Source organism: Paenibacillus sp. FSL H8-0537 (assembly GCF_038051995.1).
Classification (GTDB): Bacteria; Bacillota; Bacilli; order Paenibacillales; family Paenibacillaceae; genus Pristimantibacillus.
In genome coordinates, this window is record NZ_CP150290.1 from 3,660,990 (window position 1) to 3,684,142 (window position 23,153).

Consider the following 23,153-nt stretch of genomic DNA (forward strand, 5'->3'; position numbering starts at 1 on the left):
CTTGATCGCATCGCCCGCAGTACCTATCCCGTCCGGTAATTAACAGCTTCGGCTTGCTCTGCTGCCGTCTCTGTGTTTTATTTTTGCCCCGTTCATTTATTCAAAGCCTTCAAGACGCTTAGAGTTGCCGTCCTTCACATAGTTCGCATCCATTTCTTTGATCGCGGTGTCCACGTCGCCTGTGATATGGAAGTTTTGCAGAATTTTGCCCAAGTCCAGGAACGATGCCGTCAAGCGATTTTGCACATTGACCTTCGATTTGCCTTCATCAATATAGTCTTTAACCGTCTGCTGCATCGGATACAGCTCGCTGGTCGCATCCTTGAACACCGGGATGCCCGGCTGGCTTTGGTAGAAGGTATTGACGCTTTCTTTCGAAATCATAAATTTAACCAATTCTTTAGCAGCATCCAGATTTTTCGCCTTCGATGGCACCATCAGCTGGTTCGGAGGCGTAATCATGGCCGTGCCGGTGTCTGTTGCAGTTGGGAATGGGAAGAAGCCGATTTTATTCGTTACAAAATCTTTGCCAAATTTCTTCTCAAGCTGTGGCAAAATGCCGTCCAGCATAAAGGCCATTGCTACCTTGCCTTCGCCCAGCTCGTTTTGCAGCTCGTCGAATGTGCCGGACAGCGTATTTTTTTGGAACAAGCCGAGATCCTTGATTTCCTTCGATTTTACAAAAAGATCCTTCAGCGCCGCGATGTCCGACAGCTTCAACTGATTGACGTTCAGCTTCTGCACGCCTTCGTCGCCGATCTCCTGATCTACCTGGCTAACCCAGCCGGTCAAATAAAAGACTTGCGTCGGCCAGCCATCTTTTACCCCCTCATAAAACGGCGTTACGCCGTCGCCCTTCAGCTTTTTAGCAATTTCAATTAAATTCGCATAATTTGTTGGAGCGGCAACGCCGGCTTTTTCAAATACATCCTTATTGTAAAAGACGCCCATCATGCCCGTTTTGCCAAATGGCACGCCATAAGCTTTGCCAGCCGCATCCTTCTGGAAATCCACAATTGTATCGATGACATTGTCCCAAACGCCAGCCTCGCCGGACCATTCATACAGCGTCTCATCCGCTCTGAGCTTTACATATTGCTTCGTGCCCGGCTGCATGAGGAATACGTCAGGGAAATCACCTGTAGAGAAGCGAGTTTTCAGCATATTGTCATAGTCGCCTCCCGGCAGCGCCTGTACCTCGACTTTATTGCCCGTCTTCGCTTCAAATTCTTTGAAAATAAGATTGTAAGGCGTGACATCCTCCGTATTCGGAATTAGAAAGGTCAGCGTAACGGGCTTTGCTGACGGCTTTGCGGATGCTTCAGCTGCTGCTGTTCCCTCCGGGGCATTCGTCCCTTGCGAGCTGCCATTGTTGCTGCCGCAAGCGGTTAGTGAAAATGCTCCCAGCATTAGCGCCATTGTGAGGTGAACCGCTTTCATCTTTCTCATGATAAGACACCCTCTCATTCATAATGATCTGCCTCTTTATTGTATTGAAAGCGCTTCCTTAATTCTGTCTATGATTTTGACTTCTAATGTTGAATATTCCGACTTTTATGAATGCGCTTCAAAATATTCAGGAATAAGGAGCTTAATTTCGGTCCCTGCACCTTTGCGGCTGTTAATATGAAACTCGAAGCGGTCGCCATAACGAATCCGATAACGCGAATACACATTTTGCACCCCGATGCCGCTGCGCGTGTCCGAGCTCAACCCTTCGCCCTGTTGAAGCGGAGGCTTCAAGCTGCTTCTGATATCGGCCAAATGCTTGTCGGATATGCCCACTCCGTCGTCTTTGACGGTGAGCGTTATGCTGCCGCCCTCTCTGCTGACGATTACAGCGATCGTTCCTTTGCCGCGCTTGCGCTCAATGCCATGGAATACCGCATTTTCAACGAGCGGTTGAAGCGTCATTTTAAGCATAGGAAAGCTGTAGAGGTCGTCATCAATTTGCTGCTCAAAGGAAATTTTGTCTTCAAAGCGAATGCGCTGAATGTTCATATATGCTTCGATTTGCACAAGCTCCTCCTGCAGCGTGACGATTTCATCCTTGTTTTTCGTATTGTAGCGAAAAATATCAGCGAGCGACTGCGCCATTTCACTAATTTCCTGCACTTGATAATAGTCCGACATCGCTCGGATGCTGTCGAGCGTATTGTACAGAAAATGCGGATTGATCTGCGAATAAAGCATGGCGAGCTGCGCCTCCTGCAGCTTAATCTGGTTTACATACCGCGTCTCAATCAAATTTTGCAGCTCATCCTGCATCGCATTGAAGTTCATGCCGATTCTGCCGATTTCATCATTGCGCCGCACCTCGACACGCACCGAAAAATCGCCGCGTTTAATGCGGTTAACCGTCTTGTACAAGTCTAGAATCGGCTTCGTAATCCGCTGCCCGAACAGGATCGAAATAATCAGCGTAATTGCAAAAGCAATGAAAGCGGTCACAATAACCGTCGTCTTAATAATATCTAATGCGCCAAAAATATCATGCTTCGGCACGATAAGCACAGCCTTCCAGTTCGAATAAGCGGAATTCGTATACGACACTAGTCGATCCTCTCCATCCAGATTGAGCCAAAACTTGCCTTGACTGCCGTTAATACGGCTTGTCAGCTCCTTCCCGCCTGCATAACGCTGCGCTTCACCAGGCGCATAAACAAGCCTGTTGCCTTCGTCAAGTATGACAATGCTGCTGTTTGCCGAAAGTCCGTCGTTGCGGCCAATGCTGTTGAACAGCTCGGCACGGTATTCGGCACGCACTAAAATAAACTGCTCGGGATTGGAAAAATCGCGGATCATAATGGAGGAAAAATAGGCCGTTTCCCCATCCACTGTCCGGTCTGCCGCCGGGATGAAGCCGCTGTAAAACACCTCGCCATCCTTCGCTACCGTTTGGCGGAACCATTCGGAGCCCCGCACCTTCGCCGGGTTATGCTGTCCGCTTTCGTCAGAGGAGCTAAGCAGCTCGCCGTTGCTATAATAAATTTGAAAACGCAAAAAATCACGAATTGGCGTTACATTGAAGCTTTTCAAATACAAATCGCTGATTTTCTGCCGAAACAGGAACCGTTCGCGATCGCTAAGCTCGGGGTAACGATTAACGCCGTCAATATAGCTCTGCTCATTGTAGGAGGCCAGCAGCAGATTGCGCTTGCTATGAAAATCATTATCCATATTTTTTTCAATTTGCTGGACGAGCAGCAGGCTGGCAGCCTCCGCTTGAGTTGCCATCGTTTTGTAGGAAATATAGAAGGAGACCGAACCGACTAATGTAATGCACACCAAAATAATAATAAAGTAGCTCAGCAACAGCTCATTGCGCAGCCGGATAATAATTCCCCCTCAGGCACATCCTGTTTTATTTTCATTATAACGAATCGGGAGAAGCGAACCTATAACAAAAAATGACTAGCTTAAAAAGCCCAAAGCCGATTCTCTCATACGAGACAGCTTTGGGCGATTACATTTGCTTCCTTTCATTATGAAACTGAAAAACGAATCGGAAAAACGGGTCTTTTCCGAAGACTTGCATGCATAGCAGGCTTGGCTTGACTAGTCTTTAACTTGACTGGCAAAGCGGTAGGAGCCGGAGCCGATTTCCAGCACCGTTTGACTGCCAATGGCTTTAATCACCTTAATATCCTCGCTGCCAGATGGACTAGCTGGAAGCAGCTCTGTAGAAGTTATTGCATCCTCAAGCGTATGAATGGCTGCTCCATCGATTGCCTTGACCGTCCCAGGAATGTATAGCGTTGCCGTCGTATTAGCGGGAATGATTACGTTTAACTGGAACTCTCCGGACTTATCGATTTGCCAGTCTACTTCGATTTTCCCATATAACGAAGAGAAATGAGATTTCACATAATTAAGGCCGCCGCCCGGCTGAGGACGGATAATCGCATGACGGAAGGCAGGTGCTCCCTTGTCTGCTTCAATGCCTGCCATATAGCGGAACATCCACTCGCCAACGGAGCCTAGTGAATAGTGATTGAAAGAATTCATCTGCGGCGTCTGAAAGCCATTTTCCTCTGTCCAACCATCCCAGCGCTCCCAAATGGTCGTCGCTCCATGCTTGATGGAATACATCCACGATGGAAAAGCCTCCTGCGTCAGCAGCTGATAAGCTACGTCGAGCCGGCCGTTATCAGATAGCGCGGGCAGCAAATAACCAACGCCAAGGAAGCCTGTCGTCAAGCGGTTGCCGCGGCTGGCAATATCCGCTGTGAGATGGTCGACTGCCTTTAACCGCAGCTCGTCTGTCAGCAGGCCAAATTGCAGCGCAAGCACATATACCGTTTGCGTCTCCCCATGTATGCGGCCCTCCTCCGTTACAAAAGCAAGGCGGAATGCTGCGGCAATGCCCTGAAACAGCTGCTCCAGCCGGCGAACATCCTCCTCCTTGCCCAGCACGCCGGCAATTAATCCAAGCACCTTCGTGCTGTAGGCAAAATAAGCGGTTGCCAGCACCTCGTTTGGCGTATCGGCATCAATGGACAGCCAGTCGCCATAGTTGGCATAGTTCGGCCTTACTAGCTCTTCGGTCGTTGCGTGCAAGTAATCGACCCATCTGCTCATCGCCTCGTAATGCGTTTCCAAAATCCGCACATCGCCATACATTAAATACAGCGTCCAAGGGATAATGACGCCAGCATCGCCCCAGCCTGCATTATCTGGCGCATACCAGTTCAGTCGCGTGCTCCAGTTTTTATAGCGAATCCAGCCTGCATCCGGCGCCACATCGGTGAAAGCGCCCGAAGGCTGCTGGCAATCAATCATATCCCACATAAATTTATTGAAAAACCTTGCCACATCCATATTGTACGAGGCTGTACGCGCAAAAATCTGCGCATCCCCCGTCCAGCCGAGACGCTCATCCCGCTGAGGGCAATCGGTTGGTACCGACAAGAAGTTGCCGCGCTGCCCCCAAGTAATGTTGGAAAACAACTGATTTATCATCGCATTCGACGTTTCCAAATGCCCAGTCTCCGGTGTGTCGGAATACACAACCTTGCCCACAATTGTATCCAAATCAGGCTCGCCGGGATATCCAATCAGCTCCACATAACGAAAGCCATGGAATGTAAAATGCGGCTCATAGCGCTCCAGCCCCTCGCCTTTAAGCGTATAATGCTCCTGCTGAACAGCAATGCGCAAATTTTCCAAATACAGCGAGCCATCAGGACTCAGCATTTCCGCATGGCTGATCGTGACCGTCGTGCCGCGTTCCCCGCTAACGCGAAGCTCCGTCCAGCCGACCATATTTTGTCCCATATCAAAAATATAGCTGCCGCTTGGTGTCCGCTCCATTCGGATTGGCCTAATCGTCTTCATTACCTTAATCGGCGGTTCGTTAGACGCCACCAGCATGCCGTTATAGCCAGGCCGCACATCAGGCTCCTCCCATTGGTTGTCATCAAAGCCTGCTTCCGACCAGCCCGTCATTTCAAGCCGCGCGTCATAAGCTTCACCCATAATAAAATCGGAATATAAAATTGGCCCCTTGCTCACCTTCCACGTATGATCGGTTGTGATACTTTGCTTCGTGCCATCCTCATATTCCACGTAAGCCTGCATCATAAAAAACGGACGCTCTCCGTACACCTTGTCGCCAAGAAATCCAACCGTTCCCGCATACCAGCCTTCTCCAATAATGGCGCCAAAGGCGTTGTCGCCTTCATGCAGCAGCGGCGTAATATCATAAGCCTGCACCTGTGAGCGGACATTGTAGTCCGTAAAGCCTGGGGCAAAATAATCCCCTACCCGCTGCCCGTTAACGTACAGCTCAAACAAGCCGAGCGCTGTCGCATAGGCCATGGCGCGGCGCACCTTGCCGCCCAAGGTGAATGGCTTGCGCAAGTGGGGTGAAGGCTGTCTGCCTGCTGCCCCCTCATCATGCTTGCGGCCAATCCATTTCCCCCGATATGCTGCCCTATGAAGCAGTCCTATCGTCCAGAGGGCAGGCTCGCTCCATTCCGATACGCGCCCATAATTGTCCCAGACGCGCACCTTCCAAAAACATTCGGCTTCCGCTTCAAGCGGGCTGCCGCCATATTCCACTTGGATCGACTCGCTCGATTCTGTTTTCCCACTATCCCAGCGATCGCCATCATCTGCGGCCAGCCGTTCTATTGAAGAAGCGACCAGCACCTGATACGCCATTTGGCGAACAGAACGCTCCTCTGAGCGGAGCTTCCAGAACAAGCGCGGCTTAGCCGCTTCAATACCAAGCGGATTCGTCATATACTCCGTTTTGCAATCTTCAATGGTTAATGCCATTAAACTTCAGCCTCCTGAAATTTTATCGCTTCACATGTTTCCTTCTTCTGGCCTCTTCTGTTTGTCTGTATGCTTTCTCCTATGCTTGCTCCTTGGCCTTCTCGGAGCTGTTATGAACCAAACGCTCATGCAGAAAATCAACAATATGCTGGACCTGCATTTGACCGTCTCCATGCTTGGCTGCTCCAAGCTTCATTTGGAGCAGGCAGCCCGGGTTGCTCGTAAGCAAATAATGCGCCTTTGTCGCATTGGCATGCTCCATTTTGCGCTCCAGCAGCCCGCCCGCCATTTCCGGCTGAACAATATTGTAAGTGCCCGCCGAGCCGCAGCAGCGATCAGCCTCAAACATTTCTACAAACTCAGCTCCACTTACCTCTCTCAGCAGCTTCCGGGGAGCATCGGCAGAGCGCATCACATTGCGCAAATGACAGGAATCCTGATACGTAATCCGAATCGGCTGTTCCTTTGTCTGGGCAGTAGCAAGCTTGCCGGAACGGATCAGCAAATCACTAATATCCACCACACGCTTCGCCAGCCACACTGCGCCTTCCCTCCACTGCTCATCCTCATGCAGCAAATGATCGTATTCCGATAAGATGGCGCCGCAGCCGCCCGCATTGGATACGATGTAATCCACACCAGCTGCCTGAAAAGCAGCAATGTTCTTCCTCGCTAGTGACCGGGCATCCTCCGTCTCCCCGCTATGTGCGTGAAGCGCTCCACAGCAAGCCTGTGTATCCGGTATAACGACCTCAAAGCCAGCTTCCGTCAACAGCTCCACCGTCTTGATGTTCGTTTCCGTGAACAGCATATCCATGAGGCAGCCGCGAAACATGCCCACTGTAGCTATTTTCATCCCTTTGGCCGGATGATGGCTGCCGATTTTCTGGACAATGCCTTTGCTTGAGGCATTCGGCAGCACCTGCTCCATCTCGCTCAAATGAGCTGGCAGCAGCTTCATAACGCCAGCGCTGCGCGCCAGCTTCCTAAGCCCGGATTGCTGATACAGCTGCATAGCTCCGCCGAGCAGCCGCACCCGCTTCTGGTGAGGGAAAAGCTGCTTGAACACCACCTGCCGCAGCGGCTTCACCCACCACCGGTGGCTTTCCGTATGCTCTTCAATCGCCTCCCTCGTCTGCTCAATGAGCTGTCCATATTTCACATCTGCCGGACAAGCCGGCTCGCAGGCACGGCAGCCGAGACAATGGCTCATCTGCTCCTCAAAGGACTGGTCGGGCATCATCAAACCATCAGTAACCGCTTTCATCAATGCGATGCGGCCGCGTGGCGATTCCGCTTCAATACCCGTTTCACGAAACGTTGGGCATGCAGGCAGACAGAAGCCGCAGCGCATGCAATTCGTCAATTGATCCTCATCGAGCCGCAGCTTGAGCTTTCCAGCAAGCTGAAGCTGCGGGGAGCGCGGCGAACTGCACGCTGGTTCCGTTCCATGCGTATTTACGTTTGCGGCTGTTGCTGATGTAATTCCAACAGTTAGCCTGTCTTCCGTTTTAACCATGCTGTAGCACCACCCTCTTGCGCGACTGTTTGGCAAATATTTTGCCGGGATTGAGCAAATGATGCGGATCGAACGCCTGTTTAACGGCCTTCATCACTTCGATGCCTGCGGAGCCGACCTTCCATTCGAGATAAGGGGATTTCACAAGGCCAACGCCATGCTCGCCTGTAATCGTCCCGCCGAGCCGAATCGCTGCCTCGAAAATTTCCTCAAACGCCGCCTCAACGCGGTGAATTTCTTCCTTATCCCGTGCATCAGTCGTTGCTGTAGGATGCAGATTGCCGTCGCCCGCATGGCCGAAGGTACAGATCGTCACTTGATGCTTGTGGGCAATTCGATTAATTTCCAGCACCATTTCGGCAATTTTGGAGCGAGGCACCGTCGCATCCTCAAGAATCGTCGTTGGCCGCAAGCGTGCAAGTGCGGTAAAAGCACTGCGCCTTGCCGTCAGCAGCTTGAGCGCTTCCTCTGGACTTTCAGCGACGCTGACGCTGTGCGCCTGCTCGCTTCGGCAAATTTCCTCAATCCGGGCAATGTCTCGTTCTACCATTTCAGTTTCTCCGTCCTGCTCGATGAGCAGAATCGCCTCCATATCGAGCGGCAAGCCAAGCTTGGCAAAATCGTCGACCACCCGCACCGTCGCATTATCGAGAAATTCGAGCGTTGAAGGGATGATGCGGTTTTCAATGATTTTAGACACGGTTCGCGCCGCGCCATACAAGTCCTTATACATCGCCAGCATCGTCTTCTTGTACTTTGGCGGCGGCACTAGCTTGAGTGTCGCTTCGGTAATAATCGCAAGCGTCCCTTCCGAGCCGACGAGCAGCTTGGTCAAGTCATAGCCTGCTACATCCTTCATCAGCTTGCCGCCGGTACGAATAATTTCGCCACTGGCCAGCACCGCCTCCAGGCCGAGGACATAATCTTTGGTCGTGCCGTACTTGAGTCCGCGCAGCCCGCCGGAGCATTCGGCAATGTTGCCGCCAATGGTTGAAATCGCCATGCTGCTCGGATCGGGCGGGTAAAATAAGCCGAGCGACTCCACATGGGCGATAAAAGATTTTGTAATGAGGCCAGGCTGGACGATTGCAACCAAATTTTCAAGATCGACCTCCAAAATGCGATTCATCCGGTGCATGACCATCACAACACCGCCCTCTACAGGAACAGTACCACCGCATAAGTTCGTGCCTGAGCCTCGGCCGATGACGGGAATGCGATGCGTATTCAGCACCTTCATAATCGCGCTCACCTGCTCCGTGCTCGCGGGATAGATAACGCCATCTGGCAGCGCTTGCAGCATCGGTGTCCCGTCATAAGAATGAGTCACTAGCGACTGCGGATCATCTTTATAAAAATCGCTTCCCACTATAGCGATCAGTTGTTGTCGAATCGTTTCCTGCAGCATATTGATGTCCCCTTCCATAAAATAAAGCTTCCATCCATTAATCAATCAATTAATCAGGTCATCTGATGACTTTGAATTGAAAAAAGTATACAATAAAATAGATAAAAGCGAAAGCGTTATTTTGGAGCATGCTAATTCGTTGTTTGAAGGGAGTTAATATGGAGATTAACCCAAACCGGCCGCTCAAAAGCTACGAGTGGGTCATGAACGATATTAAGCAAAAAATGGACGGAGGCTCTCTCGCCCCAGGAGATAAGCTCTCCTCTGTTGCCGATCTTGCCGCCTCCTATGGCGTTGGGCAGTCTACAATCCGCGAAGCATTGAGCGCGCTGCGGGCTATGGGCAGGCTGAACATTCGCCAAGGCAGCGGAACGTTTGTTACAGCTCCTCCTGAGCCTGCACCCCTATCGGCTCCAAGCTTTCTCTATGACAAAGCGTGGATGGACCGTGCGGAGACGCTGCGCCATATTTTGGAGGTGCGCAAAGTGCTGGAAACGGGCTGCGCTGCGCTTGCTGCCCGCAATCGGACCGAAGCCGATCTTGAAGCGCTGGCCTCCATTTTGAAGAGCATGCATGAACGCCTTGGCGATGAAGCCTTCAGCGAGCAGGCAGATATCCGCTTCCATCAGGAGCTTGCGAAGGCGACGCATAACCCCGTGCTGCTGGAGATGATGGAATCCTTGTCCACCAAGCTGCATGAAAGCATGAAGGATACGCGGGCTCTATGGTTTTATGCCGAACGCTCAACTGCAGAGCGTCTGCAAGGCGAGCACCAGGCAATCTATGATGCCATTGCTGCACAGCAGCCCACGGACGCCTCCCTGCTTATGGAGGCGCATATTTCCAAGGTGGAGTCCGTGCTGCTGAGTAAGCTGGCTAGCGGATAAATGCACCAAGCAAAAACGACTTCGTCGTCCTTCTGGGACGACCGAAGAGCTTTGCCGGAGAAATATAAGCCCATTTATACGTGTAAAACTTATAAATTCTTATATTTCAAGGTGAAACGGCTGTCGCCGTCCTTTGGCGGTGCGGCGCGTTTCAGTCCGAGAAATATAAGCGGAGGATAAGGGGGAAACTTATACTACCCTTATATTTGCAGCAAAGGGAAAGCGCCTGCTCGAACAAGCAGGCGCTTTCCCTTTTTGTTTTTCATGGACATGTTCGTTTTCCCACGTTTATCTTCCCCTGCTCCCCCTTTATGCCCGTCATGGTGATGCCTTCAATAAAATGCCGCTGCGCAACGAGAAAAACAATCAACGAAGGAATAACAATAACGGAGGTTGCCGCCATCATCAGATGCCACTGTGCCGAATAGGAGCCTTGGAACAGGGTCAGCCCCTGCATGAGCGTGTAATTGCTTTCTGAGGTAATGAATGCCAGCGGTCCTAAATAATCGTTCCAATTGGCGAGAAACGTGAGCAGGCCAACCACAATCATCGCCTGCTTGCCAATCGGCAAAATAATTTGCAAGTAGATGCGGAAATGTCCGGCACCGTCCACCTTGGCGGCTTCATCCAGCTCTGCCGGGATGCTGAGGAAAAACTGCCGCAGCAGAAAAATGTTGAACACGCCTCCCCCAAACCACGCGGGCGCAATGAGCGGTACGAACGTATCGGTCAAATGCAGCGCATTCCAGAGCACATATTGCGGAATCATAACGACAAAAAACGGAATCATTAACCCCGTTAATATAAATCCAAACACCTTGTCGCGGCCCTTCCAATGAATGCGCGAAAAGCTGTAGGCACAGACGGAGCTTGAAAATAACACGCCTAGCATCGCAGATGAGTAATGACGGTGCTATTGAGAAAAAATCGCCCGAACGGATAGGCACCCAGCGCCTGCTCGAAATTATCCCAGCTTAAATCGTCTGGCAGCAGCTTCGGCGGCATTTGATACAGATCGCTCATATTAATGAGCGAGGTGCGCAGCATCCAAAAAATCGGAAACAGGAAAAACAGGCTGCCTGCTATAAGCAGTGTGTAAATAACGATTCGATTGCCCAATGATTGCTTTTTCATCTGCGCTCCTCCTTGCCCTCATAATAGACCAAAGACTTGGAGAAGTAGAAAATCGCTGCGGTGAACAGCATAATGACGAGAAACAGCAACACGGAAATCGCGCTGGCGCTGCCCATTCGCGAAGACTTGAAGCCTTAGGTGAACAAATACAGCACATAGAGCAAGCTCGCATTGTTAGGCCCGCCCTGTGTCATAACTGCTGGCTGCACAAATGTCTGAAACCCATTAATGAAAGCAATGACTGTATTGAAAAAAATAATCGACGAGCTCATCGGAATGGTAATATAAATCAGCTTATGCAGCCGATTACCACCATCCAGCTCGATCGCCTCGTATAAATGACCCGGAATGCCCTGCAAGCCTGCTAGAAAAATAACGATCGTATTGCCCAGCGTCCATAAGCTGAATAAAAGGAGCGTCGGCACCACGGAGGTCGTATCGCCGAGCCATTTCGGCACAATGCCGACGCTGTAGGAAGTGAAGCCCAAATAGAAGGTTGCCGCAATCGGCACGATGACGAAAATGACGTAGCCGTGCAGCACTGGAGAAGCGAAGAGCAGGCCGAAGCCCAGCTCTCCGAATTTCCGTTTTTGCCTGACTCCGCGCTCCGCCTTTAATTCACGCTCATGAACGCTTGCCAGTGGTTTCATAACAGCTCTCTCCAAACTCGTTTTATCGTTTATTCGCTCACATCATAGCGGCCTTGAATTTCAGGCTGTACCTTCGCTTCGAGCTCCTTCATCGCTTCTGCCGCTGTTTTGCGGCCGAGCCATACCTCATCCATGCCGGAGAAGGTAATCGCATTCACCTTCGAGAAATTTTTAATATAATAAGAGCCATTCGGAACGCCGTTATGCAAAAGATTATTCATCATCGCATCCTTGAAGCCCGCAGGAAGCGCCGGGTTATTTTCAGCCCACTTCGCTACAAGCTCGGGATCGGTGTACCATTTCGTCATCGTTGGCATCCAAAGGCCGCCTTTGTAGAGGTCGATCGAGCCTTCCGGATTTTCCAGGAATTTCGTAAGCAGCCACGCTTCCTCCAAATGCTTCGTCGATTGGTAAATGACCGACGCCCCGCTAATGCCCATTGGCACGCTGCGCTTCATTTTCAGCAGGACGCCGATATCGTAGTTGACTCCAGCCGCCCCGAGATCGAGATTACTCCACTGCCCATGCATCGACATGGCAACCAGCTTCGATTGCAGCGCCACAGCCTGTGAAGGAATCGACTTCATTTGTACCGGAGACGGCGCAACATGATGCACATTAATTAAGTCCGCTAAACGCTGGATCGCTTCAGTCGCTTCCGGCTGGCTAAAGCCGAATTTCCCATCCTTCGTAATCCATTCGCCTTCTTTGTTAATCACCGTCGCATGCACAGGGCCATGCCAGGTTTCAAAGGATACACCGTATTGACGGATGTTTTTCGGATCAAAATCCGCTTCAGAGGCGTTTTTGCCATTTTTGTCAATCGTCAATTTCTTGGCAACATCGACGAACTCATCCCAAGTCCAAGCATCCTCCGCCTTCGAGGGCGGGTACGCTGCATTCGCCTGATCGAACAAATCCTTGTTGTAAAATAAACCGAACGTCTCGCCCGCTGTGCTAATGCCGTAAGCAAAATCCTCGGAAGATTTGAACCAAATATAGTCGAGGAAATCCTCGCGCTTCAGCTCGCCGTCATTATCGAGCAGCTCAAACAGATTGACGAATTTGCCTTCCTTCTGCCAAGGGTCTGCAAGCTCCCCATGCATATAGCCGAGATCCGGTGAGTCGTTGCCTGCAACCATCGCCGTAATTTTCGCATCATAGTCAGCTTCCGGGATATGAATGGCGTTTACTTTAATCCACGGGTATTTTTCCGTAAAGGTTTTGGTCGCCTGCTCCATCGCCGCCTTCTCCTGCGGGCTTCCCCAAAACGTAAACTTGAGCGTTACAGGCTCTTTCTCCTCAGGCGTTGATGTCGCCTCTCCCTTCGGCGTTTCCGCAGGCTGCTGGCTGCTGGCTCCTTCACTTGTGGGCGTGTTTCCCCCGCTGCCTGTGCCGCTGCATCCTGCCACAACGAGTGTTAGCGATAATAGCAATACCGTGAATGGTGGACTTTTTATAGCGCTTACAAAAACTTGAAAAAAAATCGAATACATACTAAAATAATGACTGCGGTCATTTAGTGACCAAAGTCATTATTCAGCGAAGGCGGTGTGCTTTATGGTACTGAGACAACAACGCAAACAAGAGCTCAAGGAGCGTATTTTTGAGCAGGCACTGCAACTATTTCGGGAAAAAGGGTTTGCAAACGTCACAATTGATGAGATTACGCAAAGCTGCGGCATTGCAAAAGGAACCTTTTATAATTACTTTCCTCGCAAGGAAGCGATTCTGCTGGATTTGGGCCAGACACAGATGGAAGTCACTCAAACAAACCTTGAGCGATACCACTTAATTAACGACGTTAAAGAAAAATTCCTGACCCTGTTTCGCGACTTGTTTCAAAAATATGCTGTCAATGCTGAGCTTGCAAAGCTCACCATTTTGGAAATGCTGCGCTCTCCTCTGCTGCTGCAAGAAGAATTTAACGTCATTAATAAATTTGAAGAGCTGCTCTGCACCCTTTTGGATGAGGCCGAGAAGCTCAAGAAATTGCCGTCCCAATTAGCTTCCGCAGATATAGCTGCGGTGCTGTCGGGGATGTACTTTCATGCTTTGCTTGATTGGGCAGCCTCCCATAAGGATATGTCACATATGCAGGCCGGCTTTGAACGCCGTTTTGAAGTTATCTGGGAAGGCTTAAAAATAAGAGGTGAATTCGCATGATGCTGTGGATTGCAATAAGCGGGTTTATTTTACTGCTGCTTAGCGCCATTCATGTTTATTGGGCTTTTGGCGGAAAATGGGGCGCAAGCGCCGCATTGCCTAAGAAGGCAGGATCGCAGCAAACACTATTTGTACCGGGAGCAGCAGGTACGATAATCGTAGCCTGCCTGCTGTTTTCCGCAGCGATGCTGCTGCTTATGCTGGGAAAGCTGCTCCCCGCTTTCTTAGATGCAGCTTTCATCAAGTGGAGCTGCTGGGCATGTGCAGCTGCCTTTATGCTGCGGACGATTGGTGATTTCAACTATGTTGGCGTGTTCCGCAAAGTCCGCAATACCCGCTTTGCCAGATTTGACTTGTATTTGTTTACGCCGCTTTGCCTGCTGCTGTCAGCCGTTTTTTATGCGGCTACAGCCTGGGCAGTCTAACAAAATTAACATAGCCAACCAGATCCTGATGAATTTACGTACCGAATGGCGGCTTCATGCGCTTCGTTTCAGCGCTGACATTCTGCACAAAGATAGACTTGCTGGACACAGCAGCCGCTATTTTAACAAAATCATAGATTATAGCAAGGTGGCGGACTCAGGAGCCGCTAATGTGCGGTCAATCGTCATTTTGACGAGATAATGAAGTCAATAGCGGATTTCCTGTCCGCGTACAGCCTGAGATCGCATTTAAAACCAGAATAGCGGAGCCTCAGTCCTCCAAAAGCAAGGAAGGAGCGTCAGAATGCTAGGAACGTCCCGAACTGCGAGGTCTAATCGCCAGATGAGGTTGAACTCGAATATACGCTAAGCAAGGCGCAGAAAGCCTACTCCGGTTGCCATACACATCTTAAACAATATAGTTATACTGTTACGAATTTGTTTAAGCTTTTCACCCTTTTTGTTCCGTATTAGTTAAATTAGAAACCGCAAACTGCTTCATAAAAGCACCACGGCTTCCTTTAAACACATTGATATCGACGTACATGTCAATACCTGCCACATGTCCACGGTTATGATATTGCCAGAACTGCCAGCCGCGCTCTTCAAGCTTCGGATGTTTTACAATGTCGCGAATCCAGATTTCATAGGCGGCAAACGCGGATACATTTTCTATATAAGTATGATAAGTATCGTACGTCACATACAATATAGGCTTTTTGCCATAACCCGCCTCCATACCGTCCGCTAGCGCCTGCAGTTCCTTATGTATTTTAGCTTGGTCATGGTCCAGGCTGATTTCCAAATCGATGACTGGGGGTAGACTATCCGACTCATAAGGAACTGTTTTTATAAAATGGGCCGCCTGCTCCTCCCCCGTACTCATCGTTGTGAAAAAATGATACGCTCCCGTCAAAAAGCGCTGCTCCCTCGCTCCCTGCCAATTTGCTTCGAACCACTTATCGGTATAATCCTTGCCCTCCGTCGCTTTCACAAACATGAATTCATATTTCCCCGTCGCCTTTATTTGCTGCCAGTTTATTTCACCTTGATAATGCGATACATCCAGCCCTTTCACCTCATAGGCATTCGCAAATATGGAATTATGCGAAATGACTCCTTTATATTCTAAAACGCCAAGCAGCACTAGCAATGCCAGCCCGCTAATCATCATATTTCGCCATTTCTTATTACGCTTCATTTGCCTGCTCCTCTCCTTTGATTATGAATATTATACCAATTAAACAAGTTAAAGCCTACAAGCGTAAACGGCTCTCGCCGTCCTCTGGCGGTAAAGCTGACGTTTCGCGGTGAAATATAAGCGGAGTATAAGGGGGAAACTTATACATGCTTATATTTTAAAAAAACTCGCCAAGCTTTCCTTGTTCAGGAAGCGAGCGAGTTTTTGCTGCTGCGTGCTGGATATAATACTTTTAAATAGCAAAAATATGATTGCCAATTTGTACGATTTGTTCCCTCGTCCAAATCCAGGATGAGGTTGCCGTCTTCGGGTTAAAATAATACAGCGCGCCATGCGTCGGATCGTTCCCGGCAACGGCTTCGACTGCGGCCTTGTATGCTGTAGAATCCGGCTTAAGCTGGTATTGTCCATCATCAACTGCTGTAAACGCACCTGGCTGCTCGATAATGCCTTTAAGCGTATCAGGGAACTGCGAGGAAGCTAACCGATTCATAACAACAGCGCCTACAGCGACCTGCCCCTTAAACGGCTCGCCACGCGATTCGGCAAAAATAATACGAGCCAGCAGATTAAGCTCATGCTCGCTGACGGATACTTTTTTCAGCGTCTTCCAGGTTTGTTTGCCAGCAATGCCGTCGGATTGAAGGCCATAATCTTTTTGAAACCGTCTCACGGCATCCTCCGTCATTTTACCGTAGAAGTCCGTTACCTCGTCATTCATAAAATACCCTAAAACCTTTAATCGATACTGAACGTCGGGAACATCTACCCCTTTGCTGCCATAGCTCAGTGTAGCTGGTGCCGCGGCTCCAACGATTTGAAGCGGCAAGCTGACGACCATAACAATTGCAAATATATATGATAAGCAATTGCGAAATATTCGTTTATTTTTCATAATTCTAATATTCCTCCTTTACAAAACAAGTTAAAACTTATTTTTTGAAAATATATTTTTTATTAATTTCAGCACTCGTATGAGTTTAGCATAGTATTAATATGAAAGTAACCGTATTTGCTTAATTACATGAATTTACTAATGTTTGAACAGCTGTACTCGGCTCATTTATACGCTGTACGGGAGTTTTCTCCAGGGAACTGCTATAATGAGGGTTAGATGATCGGCAGAGGTGATAAAGGATGAACATTATTAAAGTGAAGGATCGGCAGGAGCTCGACAAACGGGTTCCATCCATGCCTTGGTATATTGAGAAATTTATTAATTATAAGCTGCCAGACCTCTCTCCTTCGTCGCTGCTTGAGTATGTAAGGGATTATGAGCTTTTTCTAAATTGGCTTATTACAGAAGGCCTCTCTGAGGCTGCGGTAATCAAGGATGTTCAGCTAACGGAGCTGGAGCAGCTTCATATGGACAGCATTGACAGCTTCCGCATGTTTCTCGCCACCCATCCGAGCCATAATAATCGTAAAACGACGATAACTCGCAAGTTGTCCTCGCTGCGCTCGCTCTTTCATTATTTGAGTCAGATCGCTGAGGATGAGCAGTTCTATCCGCTATTGAAGCGCAATGTCATGGCGAAGGTTGCTATTAAGCGCACAAGCAAGCCTAAGGATACAGCGGCGAAGCTGGAAGGCAAGCTGCTGCAGGAGGAGGAAATTGGGGAGTTTCTTGCTTATATTGCCAGCGGCTACGAAAGCGATCTTGCCAGCAACAAGCAGGCGCTGTATTCCTATGAGCTGAACAAAATACGGGATACGTGCATCATCAGCTTTATTTTGCATTCCGGCCTGCGCGTATCTGAGCTAATCAATCTCAACGTCGACGACATTGATATGAAAAAAAAGCTCGCGCATGTTTACCGCAAAGGTAAAAACGACGATTCGTTTAAAACCCCGGTCTATTTTCGCCAAGAGGCGGTAGATGACCTTCAGGTGTACCTCCAAATGCGCGATACGCATTATAAAGCGCCAAAGCGTGAAAAAGCGCTGTTCCTTGCCATTGCTAACGGCAAAAAAGAAGGCTCGCGGATGACGAAACGGGCGGTGCAGGCCATGGTTATGAAATACGCGAAGCGTTTCGGCAAGCCCTATTTATCCGTACATAAGCTGCGCCATTCGTTCGCAACTGATTATTATTTGCGCAATGACTTGTACAAAACGCAGGAGCAGCTTGGGCATGCATCTCCGGAGACGACGCAAATTTACGCCCATTTGACCGATAAGACGATGGCGGAAGCAATTGATCGGGAATAACTCTGGATATTTGGCGAAGCCAACTGGCCTAGGCTAGTCAAGCCAACTAAAGTCAAATAGCCTTCTCGGCTGCAGCTGGCGTTCAGCTTATGCAAGAAGGCTTTTCGTTTTGTGCTATATAATATGCTCAAAAATCTTTGGACAGCTCCATATCTGTAGCGGAAATGCCCTCTTCCACCGCAAACTCAAAATCTTCAATATCGTAAATTTGTACAGGGATTTCTGCTTGAATCAGCTTATCTTGAAACTCAAACTGGTCGGAAAGCAGCGGCAAATTAAATTTCAATGCGGTCAGCAGCAGCTCCGTTTCGATCGGATCAAATGCCTCGCCGTATTGTGCGCTATCTACAGCATGTACAATTGTAAACTGTATCCGCTCGTTTAGCAGCAGCGGCGAGCTTTCCCGCCAAGGTACCTGCATCGTACGTTCGATTTTTTTACGGTTGAGCGGATCTTCAAAAAAAGCAATCAGCTCGCCAATTTTATTTTTGACATGAGCATCATCATCCGGATCTTCCATTACGGGATCCGATCCGTCTCTCATATCATAAAGCTCTAAAATGGATGAATAAGGAACAACATAATCAATGGCACTGCTTGGAACGAGAAGGTGACCATAAGTTGCCACCATCACTGCCTCTATAACAAACCGTCGCGGCATGTTTGACCTCCTTCTATAAAACAACGTTTCCACATTATTATACAATAATCCAACTGGTGTACAAGATAGCCATTCGCCAAATTTGCATTAATTCCACGCGCCGCAGTACAATGGTGGGGAAATCATTATCGGAGGTACATACATGATTAGAGAAGAAGCTATCATTATTGGCGCTGGTCCATGCGGCCTTGCTGCGGCAATTGAGCTGCAGCGCATCGGAATCCAGCCCCTTATCATAGAAAAAAGCCATCTGGTCCATTCGATCTCGCAGTATCCGACCTATATGCACTTTTTCAGTACGCCCGAGCTGCTTGAGATTGGCGATATTCCCTTCACGACGCCCAATGACAAGCCTTCGCGGCTTGAAGCGATGAATTATTATCGCACAGCGGCGCTGCGCCATGAGCTTCGGATTAATCCTTATGAGACGGTAACGAGAGTCGTTGGTGATAATGGCCGCTTCACGCTCTCCAGCACCAATCGCTTTGGCGAATCGCTGACCTATTCCAGCCGCTATGTTATTATTGCGACCGGTTATTTTGACCATCCAAATTATTTGGGCATTCCTGGGGAAGAGCTGGAGAAGGTGACGCATTTTTTCCGCGAGGCCCATCCGTATACTGGAATGGAGGTCGCGATTATTGGGGGCAGCAATTCTGCTATAGATGCAGCGCTTGAGCTTGAACGGATCGGGGCGAAGGTGACCGTCATTTATCGCGGTGAGCATTATTCATCAAGCATTAAGCCATGGGTGAAACCAGGCTTTGAAAGCAAAGTAGCCAAGGGGCAAATTACGATGCGCTTCCGCTCTCGCGTTACGAGCATCGACGACCGCAGCGTCACGCTTGAAGACCCCGAGGACAAACATACGATTGCAAATGATTTTGTGCTTGCGCTGACTGGCTTTCATCCGGATCGGGATTTTCTGACGGACACAGGCGTCGTGATGGCCGAGGAAGGTTATCCATTTTTCAACGAAGCGACGATGGAGACGAATGTGCCAAACTTGTTTTTGGCCGGTGTTGTTGCTTCACGCCATGAAGCGAATGAAATTTTCATCGAAACCGGACGTTTCCACGGCAGAAAAATTGCCGCGCATATCGCTCAAAGCACCACAGCCGACAAATAAAATGCAGGAACCATAACGATTATAGGCTGCCCATGCCCAGAGAGCGCAATATAATGCGCTGTGCACCTGAGTATGGGCAGCCTCTTTTATAAATCTGTCATGAAACGGTTAGCCCCGCTCGCTCCATGCTTTTCCCAATAATTCACTATTGATGCTTACAGCCGCCATTGATCCCATTGAAGCCGCCGCAACGACCTGATACTTTTGGGAAGCAGCATCTCCGGCACTATAGATGCCCGGCACATTCGTCTTGCCAAACTCATCGACTATAACAGCCCCTGCTTCTGTCATTGCACAGCCTATTGTCTGCGGAAGATCCGATCCAATCGCCAGCTTTGGCACAAAGAAGATACCTTCGCACGATAGGATCGATCCATCCTCCAGCACAACTTGCTGAACGCTGCCGTTAGCTGCTTCAATTCGCTGAATTTTCGAGTCAAATATGGGCACATCATGCTGCTGCAATTCCTCGCGCTGCTCAGCAGTCATTTCGTCTGGACCATCGGTGCAAATGGTATATTGGCTTGTCCAGGCTGCTATTATTTTGGCAAAGTGCAGCGCATGATCCCCCTTGGATATTATAACTAGCTTCCTATCCCTCATTTCCCAGCCATCACAATATGGGCACACAAATGCGCTTTTTCCATAAACGTCATTTAATCCTTCAATATCAAGTGGAAGATCCTTCATCCCTACGGCAAAAAGCAGCTTTTTGGCCCCGAAGGCTGATCCTTTTGCGGTCGTAATCATAAATGCCCCATCGACTCCCGTTATCGCCACGGCTGAATCATTTTCAAAATGAACGGATGGGTAGACACTGATCTGCTCGCGCGCGATTTGACGAAACTCGCCAGGCTTAATTCCATCTCTCGTTAAAAAGCCATGCGACTCCTGTGTCACCCGATTGCGCGGACGCTCTTCATCAATGACGATAACACTCTTCCTCGCTCTGCCTAATACTAGCGCGGCACTAAGCCCTGCCGGCCCTCCACCAATAATCGCAACATCCATCAATTGTTCCATATTAACCACCTTCCGAGAGTTTTAATGTCTTTAATTGAAAAATAAAAAAAACCATTCTAATTCTCATCGTTTTCTATTGTGCTACGATTATTTAGAGATTGGAAAAATATCACACCTTTTTTTGTATAAAATATCTTTTTAAAACCACCTATTAAAGATACTTAATATCCACTATTGAGCTGCAAATATTATTATAGACAAAGTAAATCTGTAATTCAAGCTTTATTTTTTGCCGGCAGGTCTGGTATGGTTAAGTGAAGAATATGCTGCCGAACAAGGGGGGCACACTACCTCATGGTTCGTACCAAATACTCGGAATAACGGGATAATATTTCCTCTCTCCGCGCTGCTCGTAACGGCAAGTTTTAAGACCATCCTTTTCGGGATGGCCTTTCTTTTAGATGTAAATCTTAATGTATTGAAATATCCGTTCCATAAAGGTGAAGACGGAGGCGTTTTGCAATGGACAGCGAAGAATAATTATCCCATGATGTACTATATAAAGGGATCCTCTGAGACCATCTTATCGCTTGGGCCCATGAGGATGTTACGCGCATCGCATATCCTTTTCCTCGATAATCTTTCAATGTCTCGACTCCGGCCTCTGCAGCCTTATTGCTACTTCTTGCGCTAAAACAGACAGATACAGCCATGTTGTTTTCCGTCACCATAAAACAAGGTCCTCGAAACTTCAGTTCCGATAACAGAGTAGGAAACCCTGGTTCCAAGTAGTATTTATTGTCTTCAGTAACCAAGGTGGCGCCTGTGTAATCCTTTACAGTTTCATGAAATGTAAAAGCCGGGCCCATCCATAAGCCTCTAATTTCTCTGTCCTTCTCCAACGTGCGAATAACATTAGCAAGTTGCTCGGTTGAATCACCCTGATCCATGAATTGCAGAATGTCATGGACTAGGCGATTTGGTACGTCGCGACGGAATCTTACAATGCGACCAGCAACGGTCTGTCCCAAAAAAAATCGAGGAGCAGGCTGGTTCGTTGGCTCATTAATCGTTGTGATACGTCCAGCATGATCATGAATATAGAGAACTTCTGCTTGAATGCTCATTAGTTCTAAATGGTTGTACAAAGGCTTACCTCCTCTATTGTTATTCACTCACCCTTTCCCTGTACAATTTAATTATCATCAAAAATGACTCGCTCTCACCATAATCTGTATCCAAGATACCATCTTTCCTAAGTAGTTTAAATCATCTTCTTTACGTTTCAACAAAAAAAATTGCCGCTACTTATGGTACGGTTCTCCGAATCGCACCAGCACGTGCCACATGTATTTTAATTCCTGAAGCACCCCATCTAAATTTCCTCTATCACTCCAAAGATCCGGAGTGCATATCAAATCATTGACCGCAGTTCCGACTGCTCTAACGTCAATTAGATTGTCGATGGCTATACGTTTGGCGAGTAATGGCATGGTTGACCCCCTAAAATCCGGTGGTACTTTATCGGCCTGGATAGCAAATCCCTTATGCCAATGAAGCTCTATTGAATATTTTAAGCATAGCTTCTCAAAAGTTCCCTCTATGTCTGTTCCTTGAAATGAAGGATCGGCCACCAGTATTTCCACGTCATCTTGCAGAAAAATATCACCGTGAATTTGGGCCTCAATGAAGTGATTAAGATTTCGACTAGGCATCTGTTTTATACGTTCAGTGATAGGGAGATTTAAGCAGAACAAAAGCCAATCGACCACTTTTCGGGGCGACAGATTCTTTTCTCCAAGAGCATATTCTCGGAAGAATGCATCTTTAAGAACGGCGGCTAAAATGTCATCGAATTCTTCATAGGTTCCTTTTTCTAGAGGATCATCCTGAGAACCACCGTAAGTATATGTGCAACGATAGGATGCCTGTGAAGCAAGAAGGAAATAACACGAACCAAACCTCGGAGACGGACCATCAGAATGCAACATTAAATCTAACGCGCCGTATTTTGGCCTTTCACTGTTGGTGATGCCTTCCAACTGATAAGCGCCTCCAAACAACTTCATCTCCCAGAGATCCCGAGCGCCTCCCGGGTAGGCGGACACGCTGCCATTAGAAATCTGCGTCTCAAACTGACTCTTATATATCCCTTGCTCAAGTAATGCTTGTGCCACGCTTTTCTTGTCAGCAAGTGGACGATCAGGATGGAAATGCAACGCTACTCTGGCATGCGATCGAAGTTTCGAGACAGCATCTTCAAAACTACTCAAAGGGATATTCGACAAATGGAGAATTTCTCGAATTGATGCCTGCGCAGCTACCCTTCTCGAAGAAGCATACTGCTTGATATGCTGAATCGCCCTATTTTGTGATATCGTAAGTCGACTGTTATTTGACATCTACAACACCTGCCTTAAACTTCAGTTCGTTATTCAACTCTCCTGCCCGTTAAAACCGGTTCAAGCAATTTAAGACATTTTTGTTCTGGACCGTTGACGAGATCAGCCATTGTGC

At 48.6% G+C, this 23,153-nt stretch carries 20 protein-coding genes; 5 read left to right on the forward strand and 15 right to left on the reverse strand.

The genetic code is table 11. The annotated features are described in order from the left end of the window. Positions 1 to 96: 96 nt before the first annotated feature. The 5 genes from MHB80_RS15295 to MHB80_RS15315 form a co-directional block, all read right to left on the reverse strand. A complete protein-coding gene (locus MHB80_RS15295; protein WP_341277810.1) occupies positions 97 to 1,449 on the reverse strand; it encodes an ABC transporter substrate-binding protein in 1,353 nt (450 codons plus the stop codon). Positions 1,450 to 1,554: 105 nt separating this feature from the next. Further along, complete coding sequence (locus MHB80_RS15300; RefSeq protein ID WP_341277811.1) at positions 1,555 to 3,315, reverse strand: sensor histidine kinase; 1,761 nt, start codon at positions 3,313 to 3,315, stop codon at positions 1,555 to 1,557. 243 nt (positions 3,316 to 3,558) lie between these two features. Beyond that, positions 3,559 to 6,282, reverse strand: coding sequence for a glycoside hydrolase family 78 protein (locus tag MHB80_RS15305; RefSeq protein ID WP_341277812.1), 2,724 nt, complete (start codon positions 6,280 to 6,282; stop codon positions 3,559 to 3,561). A gap of 79 nt (positions 6,283 to 6,361) precedes the next feature. Further along, entirely contained in the window at positions 6,362 to 7,801 is a 1,440-nt protein-coding gene (locus MHB80_RS15310; RefSeq protein WP_341277813.1) for a (Fe-S)-binding protein, read from the reverse strand. Continuing rightward, complete coding sequence (locus MHB80_RS15315) at positions 7,794 to 9,209, reverse strand: FAD-linked oxidase C-terminal domain-containing protein (RefSeq protein WP_341282983.1); 1,416 nt, start codon at positions 9,207 to 9,209, stop codon at positions 7,794 to 7,796. Before MHB80_RS15315 ends, MHB80_RS15310 begins: the two co-directional genes overlap by 8 nt. A 158-nt stretch (positions 9,210 to 9,367) precedes the next feature. Between MHB80_RS15315 and MHB80_RS15320 the strand changes: the two genes are divergently transcribed. Further along, positions 9,368 to 10,096 (forward strand): FadR/GntR family transcriptional regulator, encoded by a 729-nt coding sequence (locus MHB80_RS15320; RefSeq protein ID WP_341277814.1) that lies wholly within the window; start codon positions 9,368 to 9,370, stop codon positions 10,094 to 10,096. 262 nt (positions 10,097 to 10,358) lie between these two features. Here MHB80_RS15320 and MHB80_RS15325 read toward each other — a convergent pair whose 3' ends face one another. From MHB80_RS15325 to MHB80_RS15340, 4 genes are all read right to left on the reverse strand, one after another. Next, positions 10,359 to 10,913, reverse strand: a complete 555-nt coding sequence (locus MHB80_RS15325; RefSeq protein ID WP_341277815.1) for a carbohydrate ABC transporter permease — start codon at positions 10,911 to 10,913, stop codon at positions 10,359 to 10,361. Between the two features lie 68 nt (positions 10,914 to 10,981). Beyond that, on the reverse strand, positions 10,982 to 11,230 hold the full coding sequence (locus MHB80_RS15330; RefSeq protein WP_341277816.1) for a hypothetical protein: 249 nt from the start codon (positions 11,228 to 11,230) through the stop codon (positions 10,982 to 10,984). A 134-nt stretch (positions 11,231 to 11,364) separates the two neighbouring features. Next, on the reverse strand, positions 11,365 to 11,880 hold the full coding sequence (locus MHB80_RS15335; RefSeq protein ID WP_341277817.1) for a sugar ABC transporter permease: 516 nt from the start codon (positions 11,878 to 11,880) through the stop codon (positions 11,365 to 11,367). Positions 11,881 to 11,909: 29 nt separating this feature from the next. Beyond that, entirely contained in the window at positions 11,910 to 13,376 is a 1,467-nt protein-coding gene (locus MHB80_RS15340) for a sugar ABC transporter substrate-binding protein (RefSeq protein ID WP_341277818.1), read from the reverse strand. A gap of 64 nt (positions 13,377 to 13,440) precedes the next feature. Here MHB80_RS15340 and MHB80_RS15345 point away from each other — a divergent pair, with 64 nt between their 5' ends. Beyond that, on the forward strand, positions 13,441 to 14,046 hold the full coding sequence (locus MHB80_RS15345; protein WP_341277819.1) for a TetR/AcrR family transcriptional regulator: 606 nt from the start codon (positions 13,441 to 13,443) through the stop codon (positions 14,044 to 14,046). Further along, positions 14,043 to 14,471: a DUF3995 domain-containing protein gene (locus tag MHB80_RS15350; protein WP_341277820.1), complete on the forward strand. Its 429-nt coding sequence runs from the start codon at positions 14,043 to 14,045 to the stop codon at positions 14,469 to 14,471. Before MHB80_RS15345 ends, MHB80_RS15350 begins: the two co-directional genes overlap by 4 nt. 451 nt (positions 14,472 to 14,922) lie before the next feature. Here MHB80_RS15350 and MHB80_RS15355 read toward each other — a convergent pair whose 3' ends face one another. Both MHB80_RS15355 and MHB80_RS15360 read right to left on the reverse strand, forming a co-directional pair. Continuing rightward, a complete protein-coding gene (locus MHB80_RS15355) occupies positions 14,923 to 15,672 on the reverse strand; it encodes a GH25 family lysozyme (protein WP_341277821.1) in 750 nt (249 codons plus the stop codon). Between the two features lie 232 nt (positions 15,673 to 15,904). Next, positions 15,905 to 16,567 (reverse strand): cell wall hydrolase, encoded by a 663-nt coding sequence (locus tag MHB80_RS15360; protein ID WP_341277822.1) that lies wholly within the window; start codon positions 16,565 to 16,567, stop codon positions 15,905 to 15,907. A gap of 242 nt (positions 16,568 to 16,809) precedes the next feature. On the opposite strand from MHB80_RS15360, the gene xerS reads away from it, so the two are divergent. Further along, positions 16,810 to 17,883, forward strand: coding sequence for a tyrosine recombinase XerS (gene xerS / locus MHB80_RS15365; RefSeq protein ID WP_341277823.1), 1,074 nt, complete (start codon positions 16,810 to 16,812; stop codon positions 17,881 to 17,883). Between the two features lie 127 nt (positions 17,884 to 18,010). Here xerS and MHB80_RS15370 read toward each other — a convergent pair whose 3' ends face one another. Next, positions 18,011 to 18,544 (reverse strand): ADP-heptose synthase, encoded by a 534-nt coding sequence (locus tag MHB80_RS15370; RefSeq protein ID WP_099520235.1) that lies wholly within the window; start codon positions 18,542 to 18,544, stop codon positions 18,011 to 18,013. A gap of 142 nt (positions 18,545 to 18,686) precedes the next feature. On the opposite strand from MHB80_RS15370, the gene MHB80_RS15375 reads away from it, so the two are divergent. After that, positions 18,687 to 19,673 carry a YpdA family putative bacillithiol disulfide reductase gene (locus MHB80_RS15375; protein ID WP_341277824.1) on the forward strand — a complete coding sequence of 329 codons (987 nt, stop codon included), beginning with the start codon at positions 18,687 to 18,689 and terminating at the stop codon, positions 19,671 to 19,673. A gap of 108 nt (positions 19,674 to 19,781) precedes the next feature. Here the strand turns inward: MHB80_RS15375 and MHB80_RS15380 are convergent, their stop codons facing one another. The 3 genes from MHB80_RS15380 to MHB80_RS15390 form a co-directional block, all read right to left on the reverse strand. Beyond that, on the reverse strand, positions 19,782 to 20,696 hold the full coding sequence (locus MHB80_RS15380; protein ID WP_341277825.1) for an NAD(P)/FAD-dependent oxidoreductase: 915 nt from the start codon (positions 20,694 to 20,696) through the stop codon (positions 19,782 to 19,784). A gap of 410 nt (positions 20,697 to 21,106) precedes the next feature. After that, the gene (locus tag MHB80_RS15385; protein ID WP_341277826.1) at positions 21,107 to 21,784 is read right to left on the reverse strand and encodes a GNAT family N-acetyltransferase; all 678 of its coding nucleotides are present in this window, start codon (positions 21,782 to 21,784) and stop codon (positions 21,107 to 21,109) included. 156 nt (positions 21,785 to 21,940) lie between these two features. Beyond that, positions 21,941 to 23,038 carry a DUF3626 domain-containing protein gene (locus MHB80_RS15390; protein WP_341277827.1) on the reverse strand — a complete coding sequence of 366 codons (1,098 nt, stop codon included), beginning with the start codon at positions 23,036 to 23,038 and terminating at the stop codon, positions 21,941 to 21,943. Positions 23,039 to 23,153: the final 115 nt, after the last annotated feature.